The following is a 26177-nucleotide window of genomic DNA, read 5'->3' as shown; positions in this document are numbered from 1 at the left end:
GAGAAGTGGGCCGGGAATGGTAGCACATTCCCGGTCCGGCAGGCGATCAGCGATATTTCTCCGTAAGACTGACCATCATTTCGATATGATCCGGCGAGTCATTAAGCGCGGGAATGTACTCGTATTTTTCACCGCCCGCCTCAAGGAAGAACTCCCGGTTCTGCACCGCAATTTCTTCCAGTGTCTCCAGGCAATCCGCTGCAAAACCCGGACTCATGACCTGGATATGCTTCACCCCTTTCTCACCTAACATTTTCATGGTTTCGTCAGTGTAAGGTGTCAGCCAGGGTTCGCGGCCAAAACGCGACTGGAAGGTCATCATCACTTTTTCCGGCGGCAGGGCCAGGGCAGAAACCAGTTCCCGGGTCGTATCACGGCAGCGCTGGGGGTAATCGTCCCCTTCATCGGCGTAACGCTGAGGAATACCGTGGTATGAGAGCAGTAGCAGGTCCGGTTCACCGTGGCGGGCAAAAGAAGCACGTACGCTGTTAGCCAGCGCCGTAATATAGGCCTGATCGTCGGCATAATCACGGATGAAGGAGATCCCCGGAATGGAACGCTTCCTGCCCAGAATCCGCCCCAGTTCATCCCACACGGCCCCCACGGTTGAGCAGGAAAACTGCGGGTAGAGCGGCAGAACGATAATGTGTTCAACATCCTGCGCCAGCAACTCATCAACGGCACTTTCCAGCGACGGCTTACCATAGCTCATTCCAAGCGCTACGGGCACCTGCGCAAGACGCGCGGCCAGCGCCTGCTGCTGCCTGCGGCTGAAGACCATGAGTGGTGAGCCCTCTTCCATCCAGACGGACTGGTAGAGTTTGGCAACACGCGGGGAGCGAATGGGCAAAATCACACCGCGCAGCAGCGGCCACCACAGCAGACGAGAGGTATCGACGACACGACGGTCGCTTAAAAATTGCCGGAGATAGCGTTTTACCGCATCGGGAGTGGGTGCTTCTGGGGTACCAAGATTGGCCAGCAGAATACCTGTTTTCGCCTGACTCATTCGCGCCTCTTAACCATTGAACTGGTTAATGATTGTAACTGAAAAGCGCGGAAACGAAACCAATTGCAGCGATTGATAAAGCATCCCCGGCGGGCGCCGGGGAGGAGAGAACTTAGCCGAGGATCTTTTCCAGTTCGGCGCGAACGTCGCTCACGGCTTTGGTGCCGTCAACTTTAGCGTAACGGGTGTTGCCAGATTTCGCTTCGTTCTGATAATAACCAATCAGCGGTGCCGTCATCTGATGGTACTCGACCAGACGTTTACGCACGGTCTCTTCCTGGTCATCTTTACGGGTGGTCAGCTCTTCGCCGGTCACATCGTCTTTACCTTCCACTTTCGGTGGATTGAATTTGATGTGGTATACACGACCAGACGCCGCGTGTACGCGACGACCGATAATACGGTCAACGATCAGCTCGTCAGGTACGTCGAACTCCAGTACGTAATCAACCTTGATGCCCGCTTCTTTCATGGCATCAGCCTGAGGGATAGTACGTGGGAAGCCGTCAAGCAGGAAACCGTTGCGGCAATCTTCCTGAGTAATGCGCTCTTTGACCAGCGCGATAACCAGTTCATCCGTCACCAGCTTGCCGGCGTCCATGATGTCTTTCGCTTGCTTGCCCAGCTCACTGCCAGATTTCACAGCAGCACGGAGCATGTCGCCCGTGGAGATTTGCGGAATACCGTATTTCTCCATAATGAACTGTGCCTGAGTTCCTTTACCCGCGCCCGGAGCGCCAAGCAGAATAATACGCATTGCGGAAATCCCCTCAAATGTCGGTTCAAATTTTCAAAAAAGCGCTAAACGATACCACCAGAACGGCGATGGCTCAAGGAAGGCGAAAGGGCTGAAACGGTTAGTGGCGCAGTTATTGTGGAATTAATGAGATTTGATGCCCGCTCCGCCCAATTTCACGGGCAGAGCGGGAAAACTGGCACCCGGACCCTCTCCCGCCGGAAGAAGGTCTGGGTAAGCAGGATATTACGCCAGCAGGAGCTGGTTCATGCGGCGGATAAACTGGTTCGGGTCTTCCAGCGTGCCGCGCTCTGCAAACAACGCTTGATCCATCAGCAGTTCAACCCACTCGCTGAACTGCCCTTCATCCGTGGTATCCGCCGCGCGTTTTACCAGCGGATGATCCGGGTTCAGTTCAAAAATATACTTCACTTCCGGGACGGCCTGGCCCGCTGCGGCAAACAGTTTTGCCATCTGGGTGCTCATTTCGTCATTGTCGGTGGTAACAATCGCTGGCGTATCGGTCAGGCGATGCGTCAGGCGCACCTCTTTAACACGCTCGCCGAGCAGGGTTTTCACGCGCTCAACGAAAGGCTCAAGGGCTTTCTCCGCCTCCTTCACGCTTTCATCTACTTCATCGGCCAGCTTATCCAGAGACTCATCCGCTTTGGAGACGGACTGGAAAGATTTACCGTCAAACTCTGTCAGATAGCTCATCATCCACTCGTCGATACGGTCGGAGAGCAGCAGAACTTCAATGCCTTTTTTACGCAATAGTTCCAGATGCGGGCTGCTCTTGGCAGCGGCATAGCTGTCGGCGGTAATGTAGTAAATCTTCTCCTGACCCTCTTTCATGCGCGCGACATAGTCATCCAGCGACACGGTCTGTTCTGAAGAGTCAATATGAGTGGAAGCAAAGCGCAGCAGTTTAGCGATAGTCTGCTGGTTGGCATTATCTTCCGCCGGGCCTTCTTTTAACACCAGACCAAACTGTTTCCAGAAGCCCTGATATTTTTCCGCGTCATCTTTTGCCAGTTTTTCCAGCATCTGCAGCGCACGTTTGGTCAGCGCATTACGCAGGTTACGGGTGACGCTGCTGTCCTGCAGGATTTCACGGGAGACGTTCAGCGGCAGATCGTTGGAATCGATAAGACCACGGACGAAACGCAGGTAGTTCGGCATAAACTGCTCAGCGTCATCCATAATAAACACGCGCTGCACATACAGTTTCAGTCCATGCTTATGGTCACGGTTCCACATGTCCCACGGTGCCTGTGACGGGATAAACAGCAGGCTGGTGTACTCCTGCTTCCCTTCCACGCGGTTATGGCTCCAAGCCAACGGGTCGGTAAAGTCGTGAGCAATGTGTTTGTAAAACTCGTTGTACTCTTCGTCTTTAATCTCAGACTTGCTGCGGGTCCACAGCGCCTGCGCTTTGTTGATCTTTTCCCAGGAAACCACGGTCTCGCCGTCAACTTCTTCCTGTTTTTCAATTTCAACCGGCAGTGCGATGTGGTCAGAGTATTTGCTGATAACGGAGCGCACACGCCAGTCGTCGAGGAAATCATCTTCGCCTTCACGCAGGTGCAGGGTGATTTCTGTACCACGCTCTTCTTTGGTGATATCGGCAACGGTGTACTCACCTTCGCCCTGGGATTCCCAGAACACGCCGTTTTCTGCGCTTTCACCCGCAGCACGCGTGCGAACGGAGACCTTGTCTGCAACGATAAACGCGGAGTAGAAGCCCACACCAAACTGACCAATCAACTGGCTGTCTTTCGCCTGGTCAGATCCCATAGACTCCAGGAAAGATTTGGTTCCCGACTTCGCAATGGTGCCCAGGTTTTCGATCACTTCATCGCGATTCATGCCGATGCCGTTATCCGCGATGGTCAGCGTGCGGTTCTCTTTATTGAAAGAGACGCGAACGCGCAGTTCGCCATCCCCTTCGTACAGCTCCGGTTTGGAGAGCGCGCGAAAACGCAGTTTATCCGCCGCATCCGACGCGTTAGAGATTAACTCGCGCAGGAAGATTTCTTTATTGGAATACAGGGAATGGATCATCAGGTGCAGAAGTTGTTTCACTTCTGACTGGAAACCGCGGGTTTCTTGTCCTTTCATCTACGTCGACCTCAACAATGCCATATGAGTAAAAAAGCGTTGAAGGGGAGATGGGGTTAACGAAAGGTATTTTCAAGCGGAGGCCGACAGCGCAGCCTCCGTTTGGTCAGAATTTAATCTTGTGACGACCGGCCAAAGAGTGAGACAGCGTGGTGCCGTCTACCATTTCCAGTTCGCCGCCGACCGGTACACCATGCGCGATACGGCTGGCTTCTACTTCATATTGCGCACACAGTTCGGCAATGTAGTTTGCCGTGGCTTCACCTTCCACCGTCGGGTTGGTGGCAAGGATCACTTCGCTCAGCGTTTCCGCCTCCAGACGCTGTTCCAGCCTGTCCAGACCAATATCATCCGGTCCGATACCGTCCAGTGGCGAGAGATGCCCCATCAAAACGAAGTAGCGACCGGAAAACTGCCCGGTCTGCTCGATGGCATAAATATCTGCCGGGCTCTCTACCACGCAAATCTGCCCATTCTCCTGGCGACGGGGATTACTGCAAATGTTGCAGATCTCCTGCTCGGTGAAGGTACGGCAGTCGGCACAATGACCAATTTCAGACATGGCGCGGGTCAGTGCCTGCGCCAGGCGCATTCCGCCGCTGCGATCGCGCTGCAAAAGCGTAAACGCCATGCGTTGCGCTGACTTCGGACCAACGCCCGGCAGACAGCGCAACGCTTCCATAAGCTGCGTTAACAGCGGACTGGTTTGCATCAGAACGGCATCTTAAAGCCTGGCGGCAGCTGCATTCCGGAGGATACAGAGGCCATTTTTTCTTTCTGCGTCTCTTCGATGCGACGGGCAGCATCGTTGAACGCTGCGGCAACCAGATCTTCGAGCATCTCTTTGTCGTCTTCGAGGAGGCTTGGATCGATTTCAACGCGACGGCAGTTATGCGCGCCATTAATGGTCACCTTCACCAGGCCCGCGCCGGACTCACCGGTAACTTCCAGCTTCGCGATCTCTTCCTGCATCTGCTGCATCTTTTCTTGCATCTGCTGGGCCTGTTTCATCAGATTGCCCAGACCGCCTTTTCCACCAAACATAGGCTTTTCTCTCAGTAAGTCGTAGTTAAGGATGACCGCAAGTCAGACCTGCAATCAAAGGGGACGAATACTCTCTTCATCCAGATCTGCATCAAAAAATCGGCGCAGCGTCTGGATATTGTTATCCGCAATAATCGCCTCACGCGCTTGCGCAAGTTTTTCTTCATAGATGGCTTGTCGCCACTCCAGCGGAGTTCGCACCGCCGGATTATCATCTTCAATGATAGTCAATTCAACCGGCATGCCGTAAAAGCCGCTCAACGCATCCGCAAGGGTCTTTTGCGCCGATGCTGAATTCAGGTGACGCTGACCCGATCGCAAATGCAGTAAAATTCGGTTCTCTTCCTGCTCTTTCCAGGCGTTCAGGGCTACCTGTTCAACCAGCTTAGGCAGGGTGAGTTTGCTCACCTCCGCCGCCCAGGGGTCGCGCTCAATCGACTCTTCAGCCAGCTTTTTGGCAAGCTCGGGCGTTTTTTCATGCTCAAGCGCTTTCTTCAATGCCTTTGGTGTCGCGACCGCTTCTTTGACCTCGTCAACAACCGTCGTCGCTTTCCAGCGATAGGCCTCTTTTTTAACCGGTACGTCGGCCTGCGCGGAGGCTGCCGGCCGGGATTGCACCCGTTCGGTTATCGAGGCCAGTCTTTCCAGGGCACTGTTATTCACCGGCCGCACGCGGGATGCGGCTGCCGGTTCACTCTTTTTTGCTTTGTCCGCTCCCTGAGCGCGCTGGAGCTGGCGACGGGCAGCCAGCACCTGGTTCGTGGTTTCAGGCAGTGCGGTATCATGCTGTGGTTGCGGCGCCACGGCTTCTGACCGGGGCGCGATCTGCGGCTGGGTCAGTACAGCCGTCGGGGCGACCGGGGCAAAAGTATGCTGAGGTGCATCAGGCACCGCAAGCGGTTCACGTGGATGAAACGCCAGCGCCCGCAGCAGAGTCATCTCCATTCCCATGCGCCTGTCCGGTGCATAGGGCAACTCTTTGCGGCCAATCAGCAGCGTCTGGTAATAGAGCTGAACATCAGTAGGCGGAATAATCCGCGCCAGTTCACGCATCCGTTGCTCAATAGCGGCCATGTCGCTGCCTAAGGCGGCAGGTGTGAGCTGCACCATAGCAATCCGGTGCATCAGCATTTGCATTTCCACCAGCAAGGCTTCCCACTCGACGCCCCGCGACGCGGCGTCGTTCACCAGTGTCATCGCCCGCTCACCATCGGCAGCAACAATAGCTTCAATGAGGGCCAGCGCCTGGTCATCATTAAGCGTGCCGAGCATAGTGCTCACCACCTGAGCGCTCAGGTTGCCATCACCGCTGGCAATCGCCTGGTCGGTGAGGCTCAGCGCGTCACGCAGACTGCCGTCTGCTGCACGTGCAATAAGCTGAAGCGCACGGGTTTCATGGGGGATCTTTTCTTCGTCAAGAATGTGCTCAAGCTGCTGGCGAATCTGATCGACATCCAGCGCCTTGAGATGAAACTGCAGGCAGCGTGACAGAATAGTAACCGGCAGCTTTTGCGGATCGGTCGTCGCCAGCAAAAACTTCACGTGCGCGGGCGGCTCTTCAAGCGTTTTCAGCAGTGCATTGAAGCTGTGACGCGAGAGCATGTGCACTTCATCAATAAGATAGACTTTGAACCGCCCCCGGGCTGGCGCATATTGCACGTTATCCAGCAGATCGCGGGTATCTTCTACTTTGGTGCGAGACGCGGCATCGATTTCAATCAGATCAACGAAACGCCCCTGCTCTATCTCACGGCAGTTGTCACATACACCACAAGGTGTGGCAGTAATTCCCGTTTCGCAGTTCAGCCCCTTCGCCAGTAGTCGGGCGATAGAGGTTTTACCAACACCACGCGTACCGGAAAACAGGTAAGCATGATGGATGCGTCCCGAGGTGAGGCCGTTCGCCAGAGCAGTGAGCACATGCTCCTGGCCGACAACGCTCGCGAAAGTTTGGGGTCGCCATTTACGGGCAAGGACCTGATAACTCATTGGCAGGCTCTGAAACGCTGGAAGGTGAATTGATTGGGGGAATGCTAACACAACCTCACCCATTGGGCGAGGTTGTGGGACGGGGGATTAATGCCCCGGGAAAGGCACTAAGCTGTAACAGGTGATACCCTGTTTTTCCAGACGCTGTTCACCGCCCAGATCGAACAGATTAATGATGAATGCCGCGTCGTTCACTTCACCGCCGAGGCGACGAATCAATTTTACGGTGGCTTCGATGGTGCCGCCGGTTGCCAGCAGATCGTCTACAACCAGCACTTTGTCACCAGCCTGGATGGCATCGACGTGGATTTCTAACTGATCGGTGCCGTACTCCAGTTCATAGCTTTCCGCGATGGTTTCTCGTGGCAGTTTACGCGGTTTGCGCACGGGTACGAAACCGACGCCCAGACCCAGTGCGACGGGCGCACCGAAAAGGAAGCCACGCGCTTCGGTCCCTACTACTTTGGTGACCCCGGCGTCTTTGAAACGCTCAACCAGCAGTTGAATGCTGAGGGCGTAAGCCCTGGGGTCTTCCAGCAAACTGGTGACATCACGGAACAGGATGCCCGGCTTCGGGTAGTCCTGAATGCTTTTGATGCTGTTTTTTAGAAATTCAAGCTGCTGCGCAGTCGCTGTCATGGATTTTTGCCTGATAGAAACGGTATTACTCACGGCTCGCCGGGAATTTAAATGCAACCTGCGGTTAACATTTAACCAGTCGTACCTGTGCTCGAAAACGCCAGAATTTACTGGCTGAGCGCGACAATTGCAACTGCCATTACTGCCCTTTACGGTTTTTGTTGCTTTGCGTCAATCACGGGCAGACGCCACATAAAAATGAGCAGGCAGCTCAGAATGACCAGAAGCAGGATCCGTACCCACATCATCTTTACCAGCCATAATGAAATGGCGAAGGTCACCAGAATAACGGCGATGGCCCGTGGCTTAGCGCCCGGTGGCATTGCCCGGTACTGTTGCCAGTGGCGCAAATAGCCGCCAAACCAGGAGCGGTAAAGCAGCCAGTCATGAAAACGGGGAGAAGATCGCGCGAAACACCAGGCCGCCAGCAAGATAAACGGCGTGGTTGGCAGCAGGGGCAACACCACCCCCAGGGTACCGAGCACTACCGCCACCCAGCCAATGATGATTAAAATAGTTCGTTTCATAATGCGAATCGTTATCAAGATGAGCGGCTACTGTAGCATAGTCGCAGGATTTTCAGGGGAATGGGAAGTGAAAAGCATGTTGCTGTTACAGGCGCTGGAACAAAAATTATCCGCGCTCGCCAGGGAGATGGCTCCCTTGTCTTCGCACGCCACCGTGAGTCCCCGTTTCGATCGGCAACTTTTTCGCACCCGCAGCACGATGATGCGAGCTTATCTTGACGAAGCACGCGACAATCTCGCAGCGCTGCGCCATGCCGTGAATGCAGAGCGCGCTCCTCAGGTAGCCTGGCTTGCGGAGCACCTGGCGTCGCAACTCACCGCCCTGGTGCGTGAAAGCGCCGTCTGGTCACTGCGGTCCTGGGACGCGGCTAAACCCGGTATCGCTAAATGGCAACGCAAGCGCTTACAGCACCAGCAATTTGAGCAGCGTCTGCTTGCGATGAAGCGTGAGCGCGAAGAAAAAGTCAGCCAGGTTGCCACCTTCGCCGAGCAGCAGCAGCTCCATAAAGAGATTATTGCGTTTGAAGAAAGGCTCCGTCGCTGCCGTCACGCGCTGGATAAAATTGAACGCGTGCTGGCGCATCTGACACGCTAAACGAGGAGAGGAAATGTCACTGGAAAATGCCCCGGATGAAATCAAGCTGGCGGTGGACCTGATTATGCTGCTGGAAGAGCATCAGGTTGCGCCCGATACGGCACTGAAAGCGCTGGAGATAGTAAGACGGGATTTTGAGAAGAAGATCGAGGGACTTTCACCCTCGTCCCCGCTCTCTCCTTAAGGAGAGCGCGGGTCGGCTTTACATTATTTTAGGGCAGGCGTTGGGTCATCCCCTCTGCGCTCACGCTTCACTTCCTGGTGCTCTTCACCTTTCTCATTGCGCAAATGCACCTCAAGCTGGTTAAAGGCAATGTTGATGTTGTTTTCACGACATAGTCTATCAATGGTGCGGTTCAGCTCATCAACGGTATAGCTACGATCGCGCAGTTCACGCACGTACAGGCGCAGTTCGTGATCCAGCGTACTGGGGCCAAAGGTCGTGAAGAAGACCGACGGCTCTGGATCATGCATCACTTTCGGATGCTCCATCGCCGCCTGCAATAAGATTGCTTTCACTTTATCCAGATCTGAGCCATAGGCGACGCCAAGCCGGATGACCACGCGGGTGATGGTGTCGGACAGTGACCAGTTAATCAGACGTTCGGTCACAAACGCCTTGTTCGGAATGATGACCTCTTTACGGTCAAAATCGGTGATTGTCGTGGCACGGATGCGGATCTTACTGACCGAACCAGAGAAGGTCCCGATTGTCACCGTATCGCCAATACGCACCGGACGTTCGAACAGAATGATAAGCCCTGAGACGAAGTTACCAAATATTTCCTGTAAGCCAAACCCAAGGCCCACCGACAAGGCTGCCGCCAGCCACTGCAGTTTGTCCCATGACACGCCCAGCGAACCGAACACCGTCATCGCACCGGCCCCAATAATGATGTAATTGAGGATAGTGGTGATGGCGTAGGACGCCCCCTGACGCATATTGAGTCGCGAGAGCACCAGGACTTCCAGCAGACCGGGCAGGTTTCGTATCAACGCCCAGGCAACCACAAAGGCCACAAGAGCAAACAACATGCTGCCCATAGTGACGTTTTTCATCACCGCTGCACCCGCTTCAGTGCCGTTGTAGTGCCAAAGTACAACGCTATCGAGATAGGCGAAAACAGTGATCAAATCCGACCAGATTGCCCAAAACAGGACCGCAAACAGAGAGATCATCACCAGCATGGTAATGCGCAGCGTCTGTTGGTTGACCTGCTCCAGCGCGATAGTGGGTTCTTCCTGCGGTTCAGCCCCTTCGGCACCCTCTTTGACCATATTCTGACGGCGTGCCAGCGCACGACGGTAGGCAATACGTCTGGCAGCCACGCTCAGCCCACGTAATACGGTCTGGTAGAGTAGATTCCAGACAATCACCAGATAGACGGTTTCAATCCAGCGCCCGGACAAGCGCAGCGTGGTGTAGAAGTACCCCGTCGCGGTCAGCACCATCAATGCGATCGGCACAAAGGCCAGCACCGTGATCGTTACCAGCCGGATGCTATGCGACTCTTTATCACGCCAGCTTTCACGGAACATCGGCCAGACGAGGGCGGTGATCACCAGCAGGTTCAGGAAAATAACGGTCTGCCCCAGCACGTCATCCATTAAATGTAAGGGGGACAGCTCAGAGACGACGGACCAGAAATGCAGAGGCAGCAACGCGAGGCTGATGCGGACAATCTGTCGACGCCAGTGACTGGTCAGTTGTGCCGGCATTGCAAAGTGGTTAACCGCCACACCATCTTTTTCCAGGACTTTCCAGCACAGCCCGAAGACCAGCCAGAACACTGCCAGTTTTTTACTGAACGCCCACAGCAGTTCACTGATGTTGAGCTGCATGGTCAGTAATATCAGCCCGATCGCCAGAATAATCAGGCACACCGGGAGCGCCCGAATCAGGTCAATCAGTATGGCTTTCGGCGTATGCAATTGGCTGTCGTTACGTAACTGTCCGACCTGTAAGGCCAGTTTTGCCTGGTAACTACGCAACCAGCTCAGACGCCAGCGGATAAGTCCCGCGATCAGCAGCAGCGGTAATCCCGTCAGGAAAGCAATCGCCACCGCAGGCCAGGCTTTTTCCCAGTTAACGGTGATTTTCATTTTGCTGATCTGATCTTTGAGCGCCTGGGGGAAAGATTTAATCCAGTCCCAGTCCATTGGTTTATTACTGTTTACCCAGAAGATTTGCTGCGTCAGGATCTCTTGCAGACTTTTGGACACGCTCATTAACTGCTGCTGATTCACCTGAAGATTAATGGCCATCATCAGCTGGTTGCCTAACTGCTTATTTAATTGATCCAGCAACTCGCGACGCATATCCACCACCTGCAGCAGCGCATCGTGAACCTCGTCGTTTACGTCACTCTGATGCCCCTCTTCCAGTTTGGCTACGAAGGTGTCGCTCTGGAACAGCGCATCACGCTGCTGATTGACCTCAAATTGTTCAAGACGCAGATCGGCAATGCGATTGGTCATGTCTTCCAGCTCATCGGCCGAAGGCAGGGTTTGCTGTTGTTGATAAAGAATGCGTGACAGCAGCAAACTCCCTTTCAGAACGGAAATTTGCTCTTTAATGGTACGCTCAGACTGTAACGCACGGTCGAGCCAGTTTTTCACTTTGATGTTTTGCTGAACCAGCGTATTACCATTTTGCGTAGCGGTGATGAGTTTCTGACTCAACTGATGGTTAACGTCTAACTCTTGTTTCACCAAAGGCACGGCCTGAATCCGCGCGGTTTCATCGGGTGTAACTGCTTCCTGAGCGGTTTTTTCTGTCAACGTCAGTCGCTTATTGTTCACCGCCTCCTGCAGCAACTGAAGCTGATGCTCAAGGCGATTGCTGTTGGCGGTGACATAATCGCGCTGCTTCTGCAAGGTATCCTGTAGCGTGGTATTGCCTTCCAGACTTTTACGTTGATGCTCAATCTGCGCATTCAGTAATGCCTGTTCAGCCAGCAGCAACGCCTGTTGCGTCGGGCGTAATGCCCCTTCTCCCGCTGCCGTGCCATTTAGGCGATTACGAATCTGCTGCAACTGCTGTGAGGACGTATACATCTGGTTCTGCACACGCTCCGGTTGCGTTTGCAGAGAAACCAGCTGGCTGTTGTAGTTGGATAAATCGTTCTGCGCCGTCTGTAAATCATCAAGCAACTGGGCTAAGCGCGACTCAAGCTGGCGCAGCGATAGCGTTGCCAGCGTTTTACGCGTTTCGTCATCGTTGTCTTTATCGCTGAGGCTGTTCAGGGCGTCCGTGGCCTGACGCAGTTTATCCGGTGCCTGGGTCACTTTCTGTTTAAGCAGGATGGTCTCCTGCTTTACCCGCTCGATTTTATCAAGCGTCTCCAGCGTAGCGGTCAGGTCTTCAATGACCAGCTTATCCACCGCGCTGTGATCTTTTTGTTTATTGAGTGCGTCAAGCTGGCTCTGGACATCACTGCGGGAAGGTAAATCATTGGCGGCGGTCGCCCCAATGGCATTGCCCACAAAGCAGACAAAGATAATGAGCATGACAGCGAAAGCTGAGAGCGGACGGCATGAGCGAGTGAATTGCGGCATCATTTGCGTGATTAATCTGTATACAGGGAAGAGGGCCGAAACTAGCCAACGCCGAAGGATAACATGCCGCGATAAATAGACAACCTGGTCACCCAGAAAGGGGGCGATAATTTCCGCACAGAAGGGTTTTAAACTGTTCCGTTTTCCGAGTTATTATGCAGCGTCGGGCAAAAGCGGCACATCTCGAGTAGAATGGCCACAAAATCTCTGGCTTCTTTTTTTAAGTCAAAGGATTGGGGGGCAAATAGCCAGTTTTCCATGATACCGGAAATGTAGCCCCGCATCAGGATAGCCGCTCGTCGTGTTAATAAGTTGGTCGGCAATAATTTCGCCTCCATGCACTCTTTGAGCGTTTGTTCAATACGATCGTAACTTTCGAGGCATAAATTACGCTGTGCCTGTTGAACGATGGCCATTTCGCCAACAAATTCACACTTGTGAAAGATGATCTCCATCATTAGTCGACGACGTTCTTCAACAACGGTAGCTTCAAGGACATAGACCAAAATTTCCCTTAAAACTGAGAGTGGATCGCCGGGGAATTTTGCCCGATACTCAGTTTCAAGATCGCTAATACTGGATTCTGACAATTCCCAGATTTCGCTAAACAATTCAGACTTGTTTTTAAAGTGCCAGTAAATTGCACCACGTGTTACCCCGGCCGCCTGCGCAATATCTGCAAGGGAGGTAGAAGAGACGCCCTGCTGGGAAAAAAGACGCATTGCCACATCAAGGATGTGTTGACGTGTCTCCATAGCCTGCTGTTTGGTTTTTCGTGCCATATGTTGGTGAATTGACAGGAGTCAGATTTACATACATTTATGAATGTTTGTACTATAGCATGACGATAATATAAACGCAGCAATGGGTTTGGGATACGTGATCCATTGATCAATTTGAAATCGGACACTCGAGGTTTACTTATGAACAAAAACAGAGGGTTTACGCCTCTGGCGGTCGTTCTGATGCTTTCAGGCAGCTTAGCGCTTACAGGATGTGACGAAAAACCCGCAGAACAACAACAAGGTGCGGGGCAGATGCCAGAAGTGGGCGTAGTGACGCTCAAAACTGAATCTCTGCAGGTCACAACAGAACTTCCGGGCAGGACCAGCGCATTTCGTGTTGCGGAAGTCCGTCCGCAGGTCAGTGGTATTATTTTAAAGCGCAACTTCACTGAAGGTAGTGATGTTCAAGCGGGTGTCTCACTTTATCAGATTGATCCGGCTACCTATCAGGCCTCCTACGAAAGCGCTAAAGGTGATTTAGCGAAGGCGCAGGCCGCTGCGAATATTGCGCAAATGACCCTGAACCGCTATCAGAAACTGGTTGGCACTAAGTACATCAGCCAACAGGACTTTGATACTGCACGGGCTGATGCACAACAGGCCTCTGCTGCGGTCGTTGCTGCAAAAGCTGCCATGGAAACCGCGCGCATTAACCTCGCTTATACCAAAGTGACGTCGCCTATTAGTGGTCGCATTGGTAAATCTTCCGTGACTGAAGGGGCTCTGGTGCAATCCGGTCAAACAAACGCACTGGCCACCGTTCAGCAGCTCGATCCTATCTATGTTGATGTAACCCAATCCAGTAATGACTACCTGCGTCTGAAGCAGGAACTGGCGAACGGCACGCTGAAACAAGAGAATGGCAAAGCGAAGGTGGAACTGGTTACTAATGATGGCATGAAGTATCCGCAGACCGGCACGCTTGAGTTTTCTGATGTTACCGTTGACCAGACAACCGGCTCTATCACCCTGCGCGCTATTTTCCCTAACAAAGAGATGACGCTGCTGCCGGGCCTGTTTGTACGCGCGAAACTTGAAGAGGGAACCAACCCTAACGCGCTGCTGGTGCCGCAACAGGGCGTGACGCGTACACCGCGTGGTGAAGCCACCGCAATGGTGGTGGGCGAAGGCGATAAAGTGGAAATACGTAAGCTTACCGCAGCCCAGGCCATTGGTGACAAATGGCTGGTAACCGATGGTCTTAAAGCTGGCGACCGCGTCATTATTACCGGGCTGCAAAAAGTGAAACCCGGTGCGCAGGTAAAAGCTCAGGAAGTGACGGCAGATAACAAAGAGCAGTCTCAGGCAGGCGATCAGTCCCAGCCTTCTAAGTCTTAACTTAAACAGGAGCCGTTAAGACATGCCAAATTTCTTTATTGATCGCCCCATATTTGCGTGGGTGATCGCAATCATCATCATGCTGGCTGGGGGTCTTGCGATCCTGAAGCTGCCTGTTGCGCAATATCCCACCATTGCGCCACCGGCAATTCAGATCAGCGCGTCCTACCCAGGTGCTGATGCCAAAACGGTGCAGGATACCGTGACCCAGGTTATCGAACAGAACATGAACGGTATCGATGGCCTGCTCTACATGTCCTCCACCAGTGATTCTTCAGGTACTGTACAAATCACTATCACCTTTGATTCCGGTACGGATGCGGATATCGCGCAGGTTCAGGTGCAGAATAAACTGCAGCTGGCGATGCCGTTGTTACCGCAGGAAGTACAGCAACAGGGTGTTAGCGTTGAGAAGTCCTCCAGTAGCTTCCTGATGGTTCTCGGTATGATCAGTACCGACGGTTCCATGACTCAGGAAGATATTGCGGATTATGTCGGCGCAACCGTCAAGGACCCGGTCAGTCGTACTACCGGCGTGGGTGACGTACAGCTGTTCGGTGCGCAGTATGCGATGCGTATCTGGATGGACCCGACCAAACTGAACAATTTCAATCTCACTCCTGTCGATGTTATTACCGCGATTAAAGCGCAGAACGCCCAGGTGGCGGCCGGTCAGTTGGGCGGTACTCCACCGGTGAAGGGCCAGCAGTTGAACGCCTCAATCATCGCGCAGACCCGTCTGACCTCGACAGAAGAGTTTGGGAAAATCATGCTGAAAGTGAACCCGGATGGTTCACAGGTACGTCTGCGTGATGTGGCGAAGATTGAGCTTGGCGGCGAGAACTATGACGTTATCGCTCGCTATAACGGCCAACCCGCTTCCGGTCTGGGTATTAAACTTGCCACTGGTGCGAACGCGCTGGATACCGCTAGTGCAGTACGTGCGACCATTGCCAAGCTGGAGCCGTTCTTCCCGCACGGTTTGAAAGCGGTGTATCCGTATGACACCACCCCATTCGTTAAGATCTCTATTAACGAAGTGGTGAAAACGCTGGTTGAAGCGATCGTACTGGTATTCCTGGTTATGTATCTGTTCCTGCAAAACTTCCGTGCGACCCTGATTCCTACTATCGCGGTACCTGTCGTTCTGCTTGGGACCTTCGCCATCCTCTCTATCTTTGGCTATTCGATAAACACCCTGACCATGTTTGGTATGGTGCTGGCGATCGGCCTGCTCGTCGATGATGCCATCGTGGTGGTAGAAAACGTTGAGCGTGTGATGTCCGAAGAGGGGCTGTCACCTAAAGAAGCGACGCGGAAATCCATGGGCCAGATTCAGGGCGCCCTGGTGGGTATCGCGATGGTACTGTCGGCGGTATTTATTCCGATGGCTTTCTTCGGAGGGTCAACCGGTGCCATTTACCGTCAGTTCTCCATCACCATCGTTTCTGCAATGGTACTCTCGGTACTGGTGGCATTGATTCTGACACCAGCACTGTGTGCGACTATGCTCAAGCCGGTGGCTAAAGGTAATCATGGCGAAGACAAGAAAGGATTCTTTGGCTGGTTCAACCGGGTATTTGATAAGAGTACGCACCACTACACCGATAGCGTGGGTAACATCCTGCGTAGTACCGGTCGCTACCTGATTCTGTACGTTATCATCGTGGTGGGCATGGCGCTGCTGTTTGTTCGTCTGCCAAGTTCGTTCCTGCCTGATGAAGACCAGGGCGTATTCCTGACCATGGCACAGCTTCCGGCTGGCGCGACCCAGGAACGTACGCAGAAAGTGCTGGATGAAGTGTCTAAGTACTACCTCGACAACGAAAAAGCTAACGTAAACTCGGTGTTTACCGTTAACGGCTTCGGCTTCTCGGGACGTGGTCAGAACACCGGTCTTGCCTTCGTCTCGTTGAAAAACTGGGATGAACGTCCGGGTGAAGAAAATAAAGTCCCGGCGATCGCAGGACGTGCAAGTGCGCACTTCTCACAAATCAAGGACGCAATGGTCTTCGCCTTTAACCTGCCCGCGATTGTGGAGCTGGGTACGGCAACCGGTTTTGACTTCCAGTTGATTGACCAGGCGAACCTTGGTCACGACAAACTGATGCAGGCGCGTAATCAGTTATTCGGTGAGATTGCAAAACATCCCGATCTGCTTGTTGGCGTCCGTCCGAACGGTCTGGAAGATACACCGCAATTCAAGATCAATATCGATCAGGAAAAAGCACAGGCGCTGGGCGTTTCACTTAGCGATATCAATACCACGCTGGGCGCAGCATGGGGCGGTAGCTATGTGAACGACTTTATCGACCGTGGCCGCGTGAAAAAAGTCTATCTGATGTCAGAGGCAAAATACCGCATGCTGCCAGACGACATCGGCAAGTGGTATGTACGTGGTTCTGACGGACAGATGGTGCCTTTCTCTGCATTCTCGACGTCGCATTGGGAATACGGTTCACCGCGTCTGGAACGTTACAACGGCTTACCGTCCATGGAAATCCTCGGTCAGGCTGCACCTGGTAAGAGTACGGGTGAAGCCATGTCGATGATGGAAGAGCTGGCCGGTAAATTACCGACCGGTATTGGTTACGACTGGACGGGGATGTCCTATCAGGAACGTCTGTCCGGCAACCAGGGCCCTGCCCTGTATGCCATCTCGTTAATCGTGGTGTTCCTGTGTCTGGCCGCTTTGTATGAAAGCTGGTCGATTCCGTTCTCCGTTATGCTGGTTGTTCCCCTCGGTGTCATCGGTGCGCTGCTGGCAGCAACCTTCCGCGGACTGACGAACGACGTCTATTTCCAGGTAGGTCTGCTGACAACCATTGGCCTGTCGGCGAAGAACGCGATTCTTATCGTGGAATTCGCCAAAGACCTTATGGATAAAGAAGGCAAAGGGCTTATTGAAGCCACCCTGGAAGCGGTGCGTATGCGTCTGCGTCCTATTCTGATGACGTCGCTGGCGTTTATCCTTGGGGTTCTGCCGCTGGTTATCAGCTCTGGTGCTGGTTCCGGCGCACAGAACGCAGTCGGTACTGGCGTAATGGGTGGTATGATCACCGCAACGGTACTGGCCATCTTCTTCGTTCCGGTCTTCTTCGTGGTGGTACGCCGTCGATTTAGCCGTAAAAATGAAGATGTGGAGCACAGCCATAAGGTTGAGCAACACTGAAAACCTTAAAAGAAAAGGCCGCGTAAGCGGCCTTTTTCATCTCCGTTACACGTATCATTAAATGCTCTTATTGTCTGACTGTTTATTTTATGAATCATCAATTAGGCTTAGAATTAATACGGCATTGAAACTGTATTTTATATATCCAGGTATTATTCTTAATGAACTGGTACAATCTCTTTAAGTAAGAATGTTCCTGGTTATTCTCGTTTTCGATCGTTTATATTAGTCAAATAGCGTGTTGCTTTTGCTAACCTGATGAAGTTTAAGAGATGTTGCTCAGCTTTCTCCACGTAGTCAGTGCGTAAAATTGCCTTTATGAATGGGGTTCCAGCGCCTCGCTGGAGAAGGTAAGGATTAATTGTAATTTTTCGTAATAGCGCCATGAAATCTCTTTAAGACTGGCTTATAGTTAAATCAATGCAGAAAGCAGCTTATGCTTCTGGTCAGATCAGAAGTTTCCATCCCGAGCAGTGTTTAAATTAGTAAAAAAATCGACTCAGAAGGGGATGCGTGATGGACGAATACTCGCCAAAAAGGCATGATATCGCACAGCTTAAATTTCTCTGCGAAACGTTGTACCATGACTGTCTCGTCAATCTTGAAGAAAGTCATCATGGATGGGTTAATGATCCTACGTCTGCAATCAACTTACAGTTAAATGAGTTGATCGAGCATATCGCAACCTTCGCACTTAATTATAAAATTAAGTATAATGAAGATAATAAGCTGATTGAGCAGATAGACGAATACCTTGATGATACGTTTATGCTGTTCAGTAGTTACGGTATCAACACACTAGACTTGCAGAAATGGCGTCAATCAGGCAATCGCCTGTTTCGCTGTTTTGTGAATGTGAGCAAGGCTCACCCTGTTAGCCATTCCTGTTAAATATTACAACCAGTAAAGGTAAAGTTATGTCCGAAAAGCCATTAACCAAAGTTGATTATTTGATGCGTTTACGACGCTGTCAGTCAATTGACACCCTGGAACGCGTTATTGAAAAAAATAAATACGAACTGCCGGATGATGAACTAACGGTGTTTTATTCAGCAGCCGACCACCGCCTGGCGGAACTCACCATGAATAAGCTTTATGACAAAATTCCTTCCTCCGTATGGAAATTTGTACGCTAATCTTTGCCAACATTTATTATGGCTTTCGTATTAACAGGCTTTAACAGGCTTTAACAGGTGCGCGTTATCTTCATGAATGAAGAAAAACAAAAAATGATTTCGGGCCTTCCCTATCAGCCTGCCGATGAGACGCTGCGCGCTGATCGACTGCATGCCAGAGCCTTACTTCACCGTTATAATCACTCCAGCCCGCACGACAAAGCCGAGCGTAACGCCATACTTGAAGAATTATTGGGCCAGAGTCGCGGAGCATATATTGAACCCAGCTTTCGTTGCGACTACGGCTACAATATTTATTTAGGTGAAGCGTTTTACGCTAATTTTGATTGCGTGATGCTCGATGTATGCCCTATTCATATTGGTGATAACTGCATGCTGGCGCCAGGGGTGCATATTTACACCGCAACGCATCCGTTGGATGCCACTGAGCGTAATAGCGGTTTCGAATTCGGTAAGCCCGTACGCATCGGCAATAACGTCTGGATAGGCGGGCGCGCGGTGATCAATCCCGGCGTCACGATCGGCGATAACGCCGTCATTGCCTCCGGTGCGGTTGTCGTGAAAGATGTTGCTGCCAATACCGTGGTGGGCGGCAATCCGGCTCGTGTGATCAAAACCTTGCCAGAGCAAAAGGCGTAACTGTTATCATTTTTTGCCGCACAACTGTTACTTTTTTCACACATTATGGCAACTTAAAATATCGCATTCCCCAGCATATCAGATCATACAAGGCGCCAGATGACAGAGATCCAGCGGCTGCTCAGCGAAACCATTGACGATATTAACCAGCGCGAAAAGCGTGACAATCGTCCACGGTTTAGCATCAGCTTTATACGCAAACACCCCGGGCTTTTTGTCGGCATGTACCTCGCTTTTTTTGCGACACTCGCGGTTATGCTGCTATCAGAAACGCTTGAAGACTCAGTCTGGCTGCTGGTGGTGCTGTTTGGCCTGCTCAACGCCTTCTTCTTCTTCGATGTCTCCCCACGTTATCGTTACGACGATATCGATGTTCTGGACTTTCGCGTTTGCTATAACGGCGAATGGTATAACACCCGTTTTGTTCCTCAGGAGTTAATCAGCGCCATCCTCAGTTCCCCGGGCGTGGATGTTGAGAGCAAAACCCAACTGCAGAAAATGATTGCCCGCAAAGGCGAACTCTCGTTTTACGATGTTTTCACGCTTTCCAGACAAGATGCCGCTCAGTAAGAACCTGGGTGTCTCACCGCAGCGCATTCGGGCATAAACGCAAAGACCGACGAAGGGACAGCATCCCAAAATGGCACCGTAAAAATTGTTCATTGTGGCTCTTTTTATCCAACCCGCAACGCTTTACGCTGGGTTGATGACATAGGGGAGAGACAATGAATCAACGCAATCAGTACGGACAACCGGTGGGGGATGCCCTGCCCGACTGGCAGCCACGCCCTTTTCCGCAGCGCGTCACGCTTGAGGGACAATATTGCCGTCTGGAGCCCCTTCAGGTCGGTCATGCACCTGCCCTTTTCGCAGCGCACAGCCTTGCTGGCGATACGCGCAGCTGGACCTGGCTTTTGCGTGAACCGGATCAGGATCTGGCATCCTTCAGTGCATGGGTCGCCAGCGTGTGCGAATTACAGGATCCTCTTCATTTTGCCGTGATTGATACGCGAAGGCAGTCTCCGGTCGGCTCTCTCTCACTGATGCGCATTGATGCCGCTAATGGCGTGGTGGAGGTAGGAAGCGTGCATTTCTCGCCCCTGCTTACGCGAACGGTCGCTGCGACGGAAGCACAGTGGCTGTTAATGCATTACGTTATGGAAACGCTGGGCTATCGCCGCTATGAGTGGAAATGCAACAGCCTTAACGAACCCTCAAGGCGTGCTGCACTGCGGTTAGGTTTTCAGTATGAAGGGCGTTTTCGTCAGGCTCTGGTTGCGAAGGGCCGCAACCGGGATACCGACTGGTTTTCAGTTATTGACGGTGAATGGCCGCAGTTAGACCAGGCGTTCAGAAAATGGCTTGCCGCCGACAACTTCTCGGCCGACGGCAGGCAACGACACACTCTCGAAGCGTATCGTCGTTAACCTCTTTTTTTTCGACCCTGAACCGCTTTAAAGCGCGGGTTAGATTTGCAGATCACATAAATACGCCCCTTGCGTCTGACTATCTGACAGTCAGGGTGGCGTTGTTTTGCACTGCGTAAAGAGTTCAGTACCTGCATAGTTTAGTCCCGCCTGGTGCCAAGAAAACGGCCATAACGCTGCTGGAAACGGGCTGCGCTGCCTTCGGTTCCCACCACCTTCTGCTTGCCCGTGTAATACGGATGCGACGCTGATGACACATCCAGCGTGACGTAAGGATAGGTCTTGCCCTCCAGTTCAATCTCACGATCGGTCTTAATGGTCGAGCCTACTTTAACGTACTGATCCGCGCTGGTGTCATGAAACACCACGGTACGGTAGTACGGGTGAATATCGGGTTTCATCTTACTCTCACATGTTTTGTTATAACATAACAAAAATCATAACGAATTTATCCGGCCACCGCAACTGCCACGCCTTATCTGTTTTTCGCAAAAGCAACGAACCCCACGCCGACATAAATTAGAAAAGAACGTTATTGGTTGAATGGCTGGGCTTAGGGCAAGCTGGCGTTAAACCACATGTGAGGAAAGCATCATGATGCGCTGCTGTTGTGCCAGACCCCGTCCCCTGAAAAGCATTAACACCTGCGACCCCTTATCCGGAGAACATAATGAACGCCACCACCTTACCTATCCTCAGCCTGGCGCGGTACTTCAATCCCGCTGAACGCGATGCTTTCCTTGTGCAATTGCGCACCGCCGCGCGCGATATTGGTTTCTTCTATCTCACACACCACGGTGTGAATGACGCGCTTCAGTACACCGTTCAACAGGAAGCCCGCCGCTTTTTTGCCCTAAACGAGGAGCAAAAACAGCAGGTAGCGATGATCAACTCCCCCCATTTTCGCGGATACAACCGTGCCGCCTCAGAGCTGACCCGCGGTAAACCGGACTGGCGCGAACAGTTTGATATTGGCGCAGAGCGTCCCGCACTGGCGTTAAGCGAGAGCGCCCCCCGCTGGGGTCGGTTACAGGGGCCGAATCTTTGGCCTGCGGAGCAACCGGCGTTAAAAAGCACCCTGCTTGCCTGGCAAAAATCGATGACCGACATGGCCGTTGTGTTACTGCGCGCCTTTGCCGAAGCATTACAGCTCCCTGCCAATGCCTTTGATGCGCTCTATGGCGAGAAACCCAACGAACACATCAAGTTGATTCGCTATCCCGGTCAGGAGGGGACCCGAAGCAGCCAGGGCGTTGGTGCCCACAAAGATTCCGGCTTTTTGAGCTTCCTGTTGCAGGACGAGCAAAAAGGGTTAGAGGTCGAAGTTTCCCCCAATAACTGGATTGAGGCCATCCCACTGCCCGGCAGCTTCGTAGTCAACATTGGTGAACTGCTGGAACTGGCGACCAACGGCTATCTGCGGGCCACTGTGCATCGTGTGACGTCGCCGCCGGCCGGGCAGGAGCGCCTCTCCATTGCGTTCTTTCTGGGCGCGCAACTGGACGCCGTTGTCCCGGTATACGCACTGCCTGAATCGCTGGCACGTGAAGCCCGGGGGCCGGAAAGCGATCCTCAAAACCCACTGTTACGGGACGTTGGCTGGAACTACCTGAAGGGCCGCTTGCGTTCCCACCCGGATGTTGCCGAGCGCTATTACCGCGATGTGCTGCGCGAACGCAGTGAACAACTGATCGTATAACTCATAACAATATAAGGATGAGCATCATGAAATATGCCGCATTTAAACTGGCAGGGGTGTCGTTGTCTCTTTCTCTCGCCTGGAGTAGCGCTCAGGCAGAAGCACTGCGTATCGCCGCCGATCCGGTGCCACACGCCGAGATCTTAAATTACGTTAAAAAAATTGACCCGACGCTGGATATCAACATTGTTGAACTGACCAGCGGAGCAAATGCCAACGAGCTGCTGGCGAGCGGCGACGTGGATGCCAACTACTTCCAGCATGTGCCCTATCTGAAGAGTCAGGAAAAGGCGTTGGGTAAAACCTTTGCCGTCGCCGCCACGGTGCATATCGAACCGCTGGGTATTTACTCGCGCCAGTACAAAGATTTTAAATCCGTGCCGGATGGCGCAACCGTCGCGGTGCCCAACAACGTCACCAACCTGAGCCGCGCGCTCTTCCTGTTGCAAAGCCAGGGCCTGATAAAACTGGATGCGAAATTCACCGATCCGGCAAGTACGCTGGCCACTGCGAAAAATATCGTTGAGAACCCGAAACACCTGAAGATTCTGGAAGTCGAATCACCGCAGATCCCCCGCTCACTGGACGATGTAGCGCTGGCGGTTATCAACGGTAACTATGCCCTGGAGGCGGGCCTCTCACCGGCAAAAGATGCGCTGGGTCTGGAGAGTGCCGACCATAACCCGTATGCCAATATCCTGGTCACCACCCCGGCGCTTGCCAGTGACCCACGTATTAAAGCGCTGGCAAAAGATCTGACCTCGCCGCAGGTGGCCGAATTTATTCGTAAAACCTACAACGGCTCCGTTATCCCGGTTGCGCCACAGTCATGATTGAGGTTGAAGGGCTGAGTAAGATTTACGCCGGAACGGGCCGACCGGCACTGAATAACGTGTCGCTGAGCGTGCCAAAAGGAGCCATTTATGGCATCCTCGGGCGCAGTGGCGCGGGGAAAAGCACCCTGATCCGCTGTCTGAATCTGCTGGAGCGGCCCACCACGGGCCGCATCATCATTAATGGCAGTGAGATTACGCAGCTCGACAAAGCCGGACTGCGCGAACATCGGTTACGCACCGGCATGATTTTTCAGCACTTCAACCTGCTTCACGCGCGTACGGTGGCAGATAACGTCGCCGTGCCGCTGGAGATAGCCGGCACGCCAAAAGCACTGCGTCAGGCGCGCGTGGAAGAGCTGCTCTGGCTGGTAGGACTGAGCGACAAAGCGAAAGCTTATCCCTCACAGCTTTCCGGCGGGCAAAAGCAGCGCGTCGGCATCGCACGAGCACTGGCGGCCCGTCCGGATGTGCTGCTGTGCGATGAGGCGACCAGTGCGCTCGACCCGGAAACCACCGCATCGGTGCTGTCACTGTTGGCCGACATCAACCAAAAACTGAAGCTAACCATTGTGCTGATTACCCATGAGCTGGAAGTGGTGAAAACGCTCTGCTGCCATGCCGCACTGCTGGAAAACGGCGAAATCATTGAGAGTGGCAAAATCGCCGACCTGCTGGTGGCCACCAGGTCAAAACTGCGCCAGACGTTACTTCATGACCCGCAGGCCGAGCGGAATTTCCTGGCTCGCCACGGCTTTAACGGGAGGCCATTATGCGTGGTCGCATGAGCCTGGAAGATTTGTGGCCGTTGCTGGTCGACGGGACGCTCGATACCCTTTATATGGTGGCGCTGGCCTCGCTCTTTACCGTGCTGCTTGGCCTTCCGCTGGGCGTCTTACTGTTTATTTCACGCAAAAACGGCCTTGTGCCGATGCCACGGCTTAATACCCTGCTGGCTACGGTGATTAACTTTGGCCGTTCGCTGCCCTTTATCGTATTACTGATCGCCCTGATTCCCTTTACCAGGCTGCTGATTGGCACGACGCTTGGCAGCACCGCGGCCATCGTGCCTATTACCATCGGCGCATTTCCCTTCTTCGCCCGGCTAACGGAAAGTGCGCTGGACGAGGTGGATTACGGCCGCATTGAAGCCATATTGTCGATGGGCGGCAGCCCCTGGCATGTGATTACCAAAGCGCTGTTGCCGGAAGCCCTCCCGACACTGCTTGCAGGGATAACCCTTACCGTGGTGATGCTGATTGGTTTTTCATCGATGGCAGGGGTTATTGGCGGCGGCGGTCTTGGCGATCTGGCGATTCGTTATGGCTATCAACGGTTTAATGACCAGGTGATGCTCGCTACCGTGGTGATTTTATTGGTCATGGTACAAGGGGTACAAATGGCCGGAGACCATCTGGTGCGCCGACTGGCGCACCGACGGTAACTTATTCGGTGGCCTCTTTTCCGACCAGCATGGTCGTCAGCACAAAGGAGAGCACCAGCGCCATTCCCACCCCGGAAAGGGCATAGACAAAGTAGGGGCCAATATAGGCAGGCAGGCTGAAGATGCTCGACAATATGTAGCCATAAAGTCGGACACCAAAGAAAGCAATGAACGCTGAGGCCAGGGAGCTTGCCACCGTTGCGGCAATAAAGGCCTTTTTATAGCGCGTGAGCACACCAAACAGCGCCGGTTCGGTTATGCCCAACAGCGCGGAAATTGCTGCGGACAGCGTCACCGTCTTGTCCTGACGGTTTTTGCTCAGTCGCCAGATGGCAAAGGTGGATCCGGCAATCGCCATGTTCGCCATAAACATCATTGGCATGAGCATGTCGTAGCCGCGATCGCTGAAGTTTTGCAGCGCAATCGGCGTCATGGCGTGGTGCATCCCGGTGAGGATTGCCACCGGACGAATTGCCCCCACCACCAGCCCGGCAAAGCTGGCTGACACGCCAAATAACCCCTCGATAAACCATGCCAGCGCCTTGCCAAGATAAATACCGATCGGACCGATGATCACCAGCGCCGCCAGCGCCCCCAGAAAGAGCGTCAGCGTCGGGGTAAAGACGGTTTTCAGTACATCAGGCATGAATCTGTCGACCCAGCGGTGGATATAGCTCAGCGCCAGAATGGAGAAAATGACCGGAATGACGCTGGAGGCATAGTTGAACACCGAGACCGGGATGGCATTCAGCAGCCACAGGGCACTCACGGCCCCTTCCTGATGGGTCGCCAGCGCTTTCGCCGCATCAATTAACGAGGGGTACATCAGACAGGCGGCGACCGCCGCTGCCAGATATTCATTAGTTTTAAAGATTTTTGCCGCCGATACGGCAAGGAAAAAGGGCAGAAAATAAAAAACGCCGCTGGCGATCAAATCAATAATCACCACGGTATCACTTTTTGCAGAGACCAGCTTCAGGGCAATCAGCCCGGCCAGCAGGCCTTTGATCATACCGGCGCCAGCGATTGCGGGGACGATAGGACCAAACACCCCGGAAACGGTATCCATAAACATTGATACCAGGCTCTTATGCCCTTTCACCGGACTGGTTGTTGTTTCCGGCTTGCTGCCGAGCGCTGCCAGCATTTGCTCATACCAGCTGTTGACCTTCGGGCCAATAACAATCTGGAATTGATCGCTCTGTAACTGCGCCCCCATCACACCCGGTAGCGCTTTTATTGCCCCCTGATCCACTTTGTTATCATCAATAAGATCAAAGCGTAAGCGCGTCATGCAATGCCAGACATTATTGATATTATCCTTCCCACCCACCAGGCGGATAATATTATTGATGGCCTCTTGCGTTCCCATAAAAGCTCCTGCAGGAATATTGTCGTTTTACTTCTTGCCTTAAAGAGTAAAGAAAGAGAAATGACAAAACAAACCAATAAAACATGAGTCACGTCACAATTCGCTACCGTAAGG

Annotated in this window: 26 protein-coding genes and 1 other annotated feature; of the genes, 13 read left to right on the top strand and 13 right to left on the bottom strand. The window is 53.0% G+C overall.

What is annotated here, in order from left to right:
- Nucleotides 1–46: 46 nt before the first annotated feature.
- The 8 genes from hemH to M1D91_RS05470 form a co-directional block, all read right to left on the bottom strand.
- A complete protein-coding gene (gene hemH / locus M1D91_RS05505; protein ID WP_437432528.1) occupies nucleotides 47–1009 on the bottom strand; it encodes a ferrochelatase in 963 nt (320 codons plus the stop codon).
- Between the two features lie 112 nt (nucleotides 1010–1121).
- Complete coding sequence (gene adk / locus M1D91_RS05500; protein ID WP_437432527.1) at nucleotides 1122–1766, bottom strand: adenylate kinase; 645 nt, start codon at nucleotides 1764–1766, stop codon at nucleotides 1122–1124.
- Between the two features lie 225 nt (nucleotides 1767–1991).
- Nucleotides 1992–3866, bottom strand: coding sequence for a molecular chaperone HtpG (htpG, locus tag M1D91_RS05495; RefSeq protein ID WP_437432526.1), 1875 nt, complete (start codon nucleotides 3864–3866; stop codon nucleotides 1992–1994).
- 106 nt (nucleotides 3867–3972) lie between these two features.
- Nucleotides 3973–4578: a recombination mediator RecR gene (gene recR / locus M1D91_RS05490; protein ID WP_437432525.1), complete on the bottom strand. Its 606-nt coding sequence runs from the start codon at nucleotides 4576–4578 to the stop codon at nucleotides 3973–3975.
- On the bottom strand, nucleotides 4578–4910 hold the full coding sequence (locus M1D91_RS05485) for a YbaB/EbfC family nucleoid-associated protein (protein ID WP_044184788.1): 333 nt from the start codon (nucleotides 4908–4910) through the stop codon (nucleotides 4578–4580). Before M1D91_RS05485 ends, recR begins: the two co-directional genes overlap by 1 nt.
- A gap of 54 nt (nucleotides 4911–4964) precedes the next feature.
- The gene (gene dnaX, locus M1D91_RS05480) at nucleotides 4965–6899 is read right to left on the bottom strand and encodes a DNA polymerase III subunit gamma/tau (protein WP_437432524.1); all 1935 of its coding nucleotides are present in this window, start codon (nucleotides 6897–6899) and stop codon (nucleotides 4965–4967) included.
- Nucleotides 5568–5632 (bottom strand) — a sequence feature (DnaX frameshifting element). (Overlaps the previous gene by 65 nt.)
- Nucleotides 6900–6986: 87 nt before the next feature.
- Nucleotides 6987–7538, bottom strand: a complete 552-nt coding sequence (apt, locus tag M1D91_RS05475; protein ID WP_437432523.1) for an adenine phosphoribosyltransferase — start codon at nucleotides 7536–7538, stop codon at nucleotides 6987–6989.
- 149 nt (nucleotides 7539–7687) lie between these two features.
- Nucleotides 7688–8065 (bottom strand): DUF454 family protein, encoded by a 378-nt coding sequence (locus tag M1D91_RS05470; protein WP_437432522.1) that lies wholly within the window; start codon nucleotides 8063–8065, stop codon nucleotides 7688–7690.
- Between the two features lie 67 nt (nucleotides 8066–8132).
- On the opposite strand from M1D91_RS05470, the gene priC reads away from it, so the two are divergent.
- Both priC and rsmS read left to right on the top strand, forming a co-directional pair.
- The gene (priC, locus tag M1D91_RS05465) at nucleotides 8133–8660 is read left to right on the top strand and encodes a primosomal replication protein N'' (protein WP_437432521.1); all 528 of its coding nucleotides are present in this window, start codon (nucleotides 8133–8135) and stop codon (nucleotides 8658–8660) included.
- Between the two features lie 13 nt (nucleotides 8661–8673).
- A complete protein-coding gene (rsmS, locus tag M1D91_RS05460) occupies nucleotides 8674–8844 on the top strand; it encodes a pleiotropic regulatory protein RsmS (protein ID WP_437432520.1) in 171 nt (56 codons plus the stop codon).
- A gap of 23 nt (nucleotides 8845–8867) precedes the next feature.
- Here the strand turns inward: rsmS and mscK are convergent, their stop codons facing one another.
- Entirely contained in the window at nucleotides 8868–12170 is a 3303-nt protein-coding gene (gene mscK, locus M1D91_RS05455) for a mechanosensitive channel MscK (protein ID WP_457976060.1), read from the bottom strand.
- 176 nt (nucleotides 12171–12346) lie between these two features.
- Nucleotides 12347–13000 carry a multidrug efflux transporter transcriptional repressor AcrR gene (gene acrR / locus M1D91_RS05450; RefSeq protein ID WP_437432518.1) on the bottom strand — a complete coding sequence of 218 codons (654 nt, stop codon included), beginning with the start codon at nucleotides 12998–13000 and terminating at the stop codon, nucleotides 12347–12349.
- 141 nt (nucleotides 13001–13141) lie between these two features.
- Between acrR and acrA the strand changes: the two genes are divergently transcribed.
- From acrA to M1D91_RS05415, 7 genes are all read left to right on the top strand, one after another.
- Nucleotides 13142–14341, top strand: a complete 1200-nt coding sequence (acrA, locus tag M1D91_RS05445; RefSeq protein ID WP_437432517.1) for a multidrug efflux RND transporter periplasmic adaptor subunit AcrA — start codon at nucleotides 13142–13144, stop codon at nucleotides 14339–14341.
- 22 nt (nucleotides 14342–14363) lie between these two features.
- Nucleotides 14364–17513 carry a multidrug efflux RND transporter permease subunit AcrB gene (gene acrB / locus M1D91_RS05440; protein ID WP_437432516.1) on the top strand — a complete coding sequence of 1050 codons (3150 nt, stop codon included), beginning with the start codon at nucleotides 14364–14366 and terminating at the stop codon, nucleotides 17511–17513.
- Nucleotides 17514–18029: 516 nt separating this feature from the next.
- A complete protein-coding gene (tomB, locus tag M1D91_RS05435) occupies nucleotides 18030–18404 on the top strand; it encodes an Hha toxicity modulator TomB (protein WP_437432515.1) in 375 nt (124 codons plus the stop codon).
- Between the two features lie 26 nt (nucleotides 18405–18430).
- The gene (locus M1D91_RS05430) at nucleotides 18431–18649 is read left to right on the top strand and encodes an HHA domain-containing protein (protein ID WP_437432514.1); all 219 of its coding nucleotides are present in this window, start codon (nucleotides 18431–18433) and stop codon (nucleotides 18647–18649) included.
- A gap of 72 nt (nucleotides 18650–18721) precedes the next feature.
- Nucleotides 18722–19288, top strand: a complete 567-nt coding sequence (gene maa, locus M1D91_RS05425; RefSeq protein ID WP_437432513.1) for a maltose O-acetyltransferase — start codon at nucleotides 18722–18724, stop codon at nucleotides 19286–19288.
- Nucleotides 19289–19387: 99 nt separating this feature from the next.
- A complete protein-coding gene (locus tag M1D91_RS05420; RefSeq protein ID WP_437432512.1) occupies nucleotides 19388–19858 on the top strand; it encodes a YlaC family protein in 471 nt (156 codons plus the stop codon).
- A 155-nt stretch (nucleotides 19859–20013) separates the two neighbouring features.
- Nucleotides 20014–20715: a GNAT family N-acetyltransferase gene (locus tag M1D91_RS05415; protein ID WP_437432511.1), complete on the top strand. Its 702-nt coding sequence runs from the start codon at nucleotides 20014–20016 to the stop codon at nucleotides 20713–20715.
- Here M1D91_RS05415 and ykgO read toward each other — a convergent pair.
- Together ykgO and M1D91_RS05405 are read right to left on the bottom strand one after the other, a co-directional pair.
- Nucleotides 20712–20852: a type B 50S ribosomal protein L36 gene (ykgO, locus tag M1D91_RS05410; protein WP_437432510.1), complete on the bottom strand. Its 141-nt coding sequence runs from the start codon at nucleotides 20850–20852 to the stop codon at nucleotides 20712–20714. The two genes, M1D91_RS05415 and ykgO, sit on opposite strands and share 4 nt — an antisense overlap.
- A gap of 3 nt (nucleotides 20853–20855) precedes the next feature.
- Nucleotides 20856–21116, bottom strand: a complete 261-nt coding sequence (locus M1D91_RS05405; protein WP_437432509.1) for a type B 50S ribosomal protein L31 — start codon at nucleotides 21114–21116, stop codon at nucleotides 20856–20858.
- 269 nt (nucleotides 21117–21385) lie between these two features.
- Here M1D91_RS05405 and M1D91_RS05400 point away from each other — a divergent pair, with 269 nt between their 5' ends.
- The 4 genes from M1D91_RS05400 to M1D91_RS05385 are packed head-to-tail and all read left to right on the top strand — an operon-like array spanning nucleotide 21386 to nucleotide 24691.
- Nucleotides 21386–22414: an isopenicillin N synthase family dioxygenase gene (locus tag M1D91_RS05400; RefSeq protein ID WP_437432508.1), complete on the top strand. Its 1029-nt coding sequence runs from the start codon at nucleotides 21386–21388 to the stop codon at nucleotides 22412–22414.
- Nucleotides 22415–22440: 26 nt separating this feature from the next.
- Nucleotides 22441–23247 carry a MetQ/NlpA family ABC transporter substrate-binding protein gene (locus M1D91_RS05395; protein WP_437432507.1) on the top strand — a complete coding sequence of 269 codons (807 nt, stop codon included), beginning with the start codon at nucleotides 22441–22443 and terminating at the stop codon, nucleotides 23245–23247.
- Nucleotides 23244–24035, top strand: a complete 792-nt coding sequence (locus M1D91_RS05390) for a methionine ABC transporter ATP-binding protein (RefSeq protein ID WP_437432506.1) — start codon at nucleotides 23244–23246, stop codon at nucleotides 24033–24035. Before M1D91_RS05395 ends, M1D91_RS05390 begins: the two co-directional genes overlap by 4 nt.
- Complete coding sequence (locus M1D91_RS05385; RefSeq protein ID WP_437432557.1) at nucleotides 24032–24691, top strand: methionine ABC transporter permease; 660 nt, start codon at nucleotides 24032–24034, stop codon at nucleotides 24689–24691. Before M1D91_RS05390 ends, M1D91_RS05385 begins: the two co-directional genes overlap by 4 nt.
- Nucleotide 24692: 1 nt before the next feature.
- Here M1D91_RS05385 and M1D91_RS05380 read toward each other — a convergent pair whose 3' ends face one another.
- On the bottom strand, nucleotides 24693–26063 hold the full coding sequence (locus tag M1D91_RS05380) for a PTS transporter subunit EIIC (RefSeq protein WP_437432505.1): 1371 nt from the start codon (nucleotides 26061–26063) through the stop codon (nucleotides 24693–24695).
- Nucleotides 26064–26177: the final 114 nt, after the last annotated feature.

The organism is Enterobacter sp. SA197 (assembly GCF_054131575.1).
The sequence above is the reverse complement of the archived record's forward strand: the minus strand, read 5'-3'. Positions and strand labels throughout refer to the sequence as shown.

Coding starts and splice junctions, on each gene's coding strand:
- hemH (WP_437432528.1), bottom strand. CDS start 1,009: ATGAGTCAGGCGAAAACAGGTATTCTGCTGGCCAATCTTGGTACCCCA.
- adk (WP_437432527.1), bottom strand. CDS start 1,766: ATGCGTATTATTCTGCTTGGCGCTCCGGGCGCGGGTAAAGGAACTCAG.
- htpG (WP_437432526.1), bottom strand. CDS start 3,866: ATGAAAGGACAAGAAACCCGCGGTTTCCAGTCAGAAGTGAAACAACTT.
- recR (WP_437432525.1), bottom strand. CDS start 4,578: ATGCAAACCAGTCCGCTGTTAACGCAGCTTATGGAAGCGTTGCGCTGT.
- M1D91_RS05485 (WP_044184788.1), bottom strand. CDS start 4,910: ATGTTTGGTGGAAAAGGCGGTCTGGGCAATCTGATGAAACAGGCCCAG.
- dnaX (WP_437432524.1), bottom strand. CDS start 6,899: ATGAGTTATCAGGTCCTTGCCCGTAAATGGCGACCCCAAACTTTCGCG.
- apt (WP_437432523.1), bottom strand. CDS start 7,538: ATGACAGCGACTGCGCAGCAGCTTGAATTTCTAAAAAACAGCATCAAA.
- M1D91_RS05470 (WP_437432522.1), bottom strand. CDS start 8,065: ATGAAACGAACTATTTTAATCATCATTGGCTGGGTGGCGGTAGTGCTC.
- rsmS (WP_437432520.1), top strand. CDS start 8,674: ATGTCACTGGAAAATGCCCCGGATGAAATCAAGCTGGCGGTGGACCTG.
- mscK (WP_457976060.1), bottom strand. CDS start 12,170: ATGCTCATTATCTTTGTCTGCTTTGTGGGCAATGCCATTGGGGCGACC.
- acrR (WP_437432518.1), bottom strand. CDS start 13,000: ATGGCACGAAAAACCAAACAGCAGGCTATGGAGACACGTCAACACATC.
- acrA (WP_437432517.1), top strand. CDS start 13,142: ATGAACAAAAACAGAGGGTTTACGCCTCTGGCGGTCGTTCTGATGCTT.
- acrB (WP_437432516.1), top strand. CDS start 14,364: ATGCCAAATTTCTTTATTGATCGCCCCATATTTGCGTGGGTGATCGCA.
- tomB (WP_437432515.1), top strand. CDS start 18,030: ATGGACGAATACTCGCCAAAAAGGCATGATATCGCACAGCTTAAATTT.
- M1D91_RS05430 (WP_437432514.1), top strand. CDS start 18,431: ATGTCCGAAAAGCCATTAACCAAAGTTGATTATTTGATGCGTTTACGA.
- maa (WP_437432513.1), top strand. CDS start 18,722: ATGAATGAAGAAAAACAAAAAATGATTTCGGGCCTTCCCTATCAGCCT.
- M1D91_RS05420 (WP_437432512.1), top strand. CDS start 19,388: ATGACAGAGATCCAGCGGCTGCTCAGCGAAACCATTGACGATATTAAC.
- M1D91_RS05415 (WP_437432511.1), top strand. CDS start 20,014: ATGAATCAACGCAATCAGTACGGACAACCGGTGGGGGATGCCCTGCCC.
- ykgO (WP_437432510.1), bottom strand. CDS start 20,852: ATGCAGGTACTGAACTCTTTACGCAGTGCAAAACAACGCCACCCTGAC.
- M1D91_RS05405 (WP_437432509.1), bottom strand. CDS start 21,116: ATGAAACCCGATATTCACCCGTACTACCGTACCGTGGTGTTTCATGAC.
- M1D91_RS05400 (WP_437432508.1), top strand. CDS start 21,386: ATGAACGCCACCACCTTACCTATCCTCAGCCTGGCGCGGTACTTCAAT.
- M1D91_RS05395 (WP_437432507.1), top strand. CDS start 22,441: ATGAAATATGCCGCATTTAAACTGGCAGGGGTGTCGTTGTCTCTTTCT.
- M1D91_RS05390 (WP_437432506.1), top strand. CDS start 23,244: ATGATTGAGGTTGAAGGGCTGAGTAAGATTTACGCCGGAACGGGCCGA.
- M1D91_RS05385 (WP_437432557.1), top strand. CDS start 24,032: ATGAGCCTGGAAGATTTGTGGCCGTTGCTGGTCGACGGGACGCTCGAT.
- M1D91_RS05380 (WP_437432505.1), bottom strand. CDS start 26,063: ATGGGAACGCAAGAGGCCATCAATAATATTATCCGCCTGGTGGGTGGG.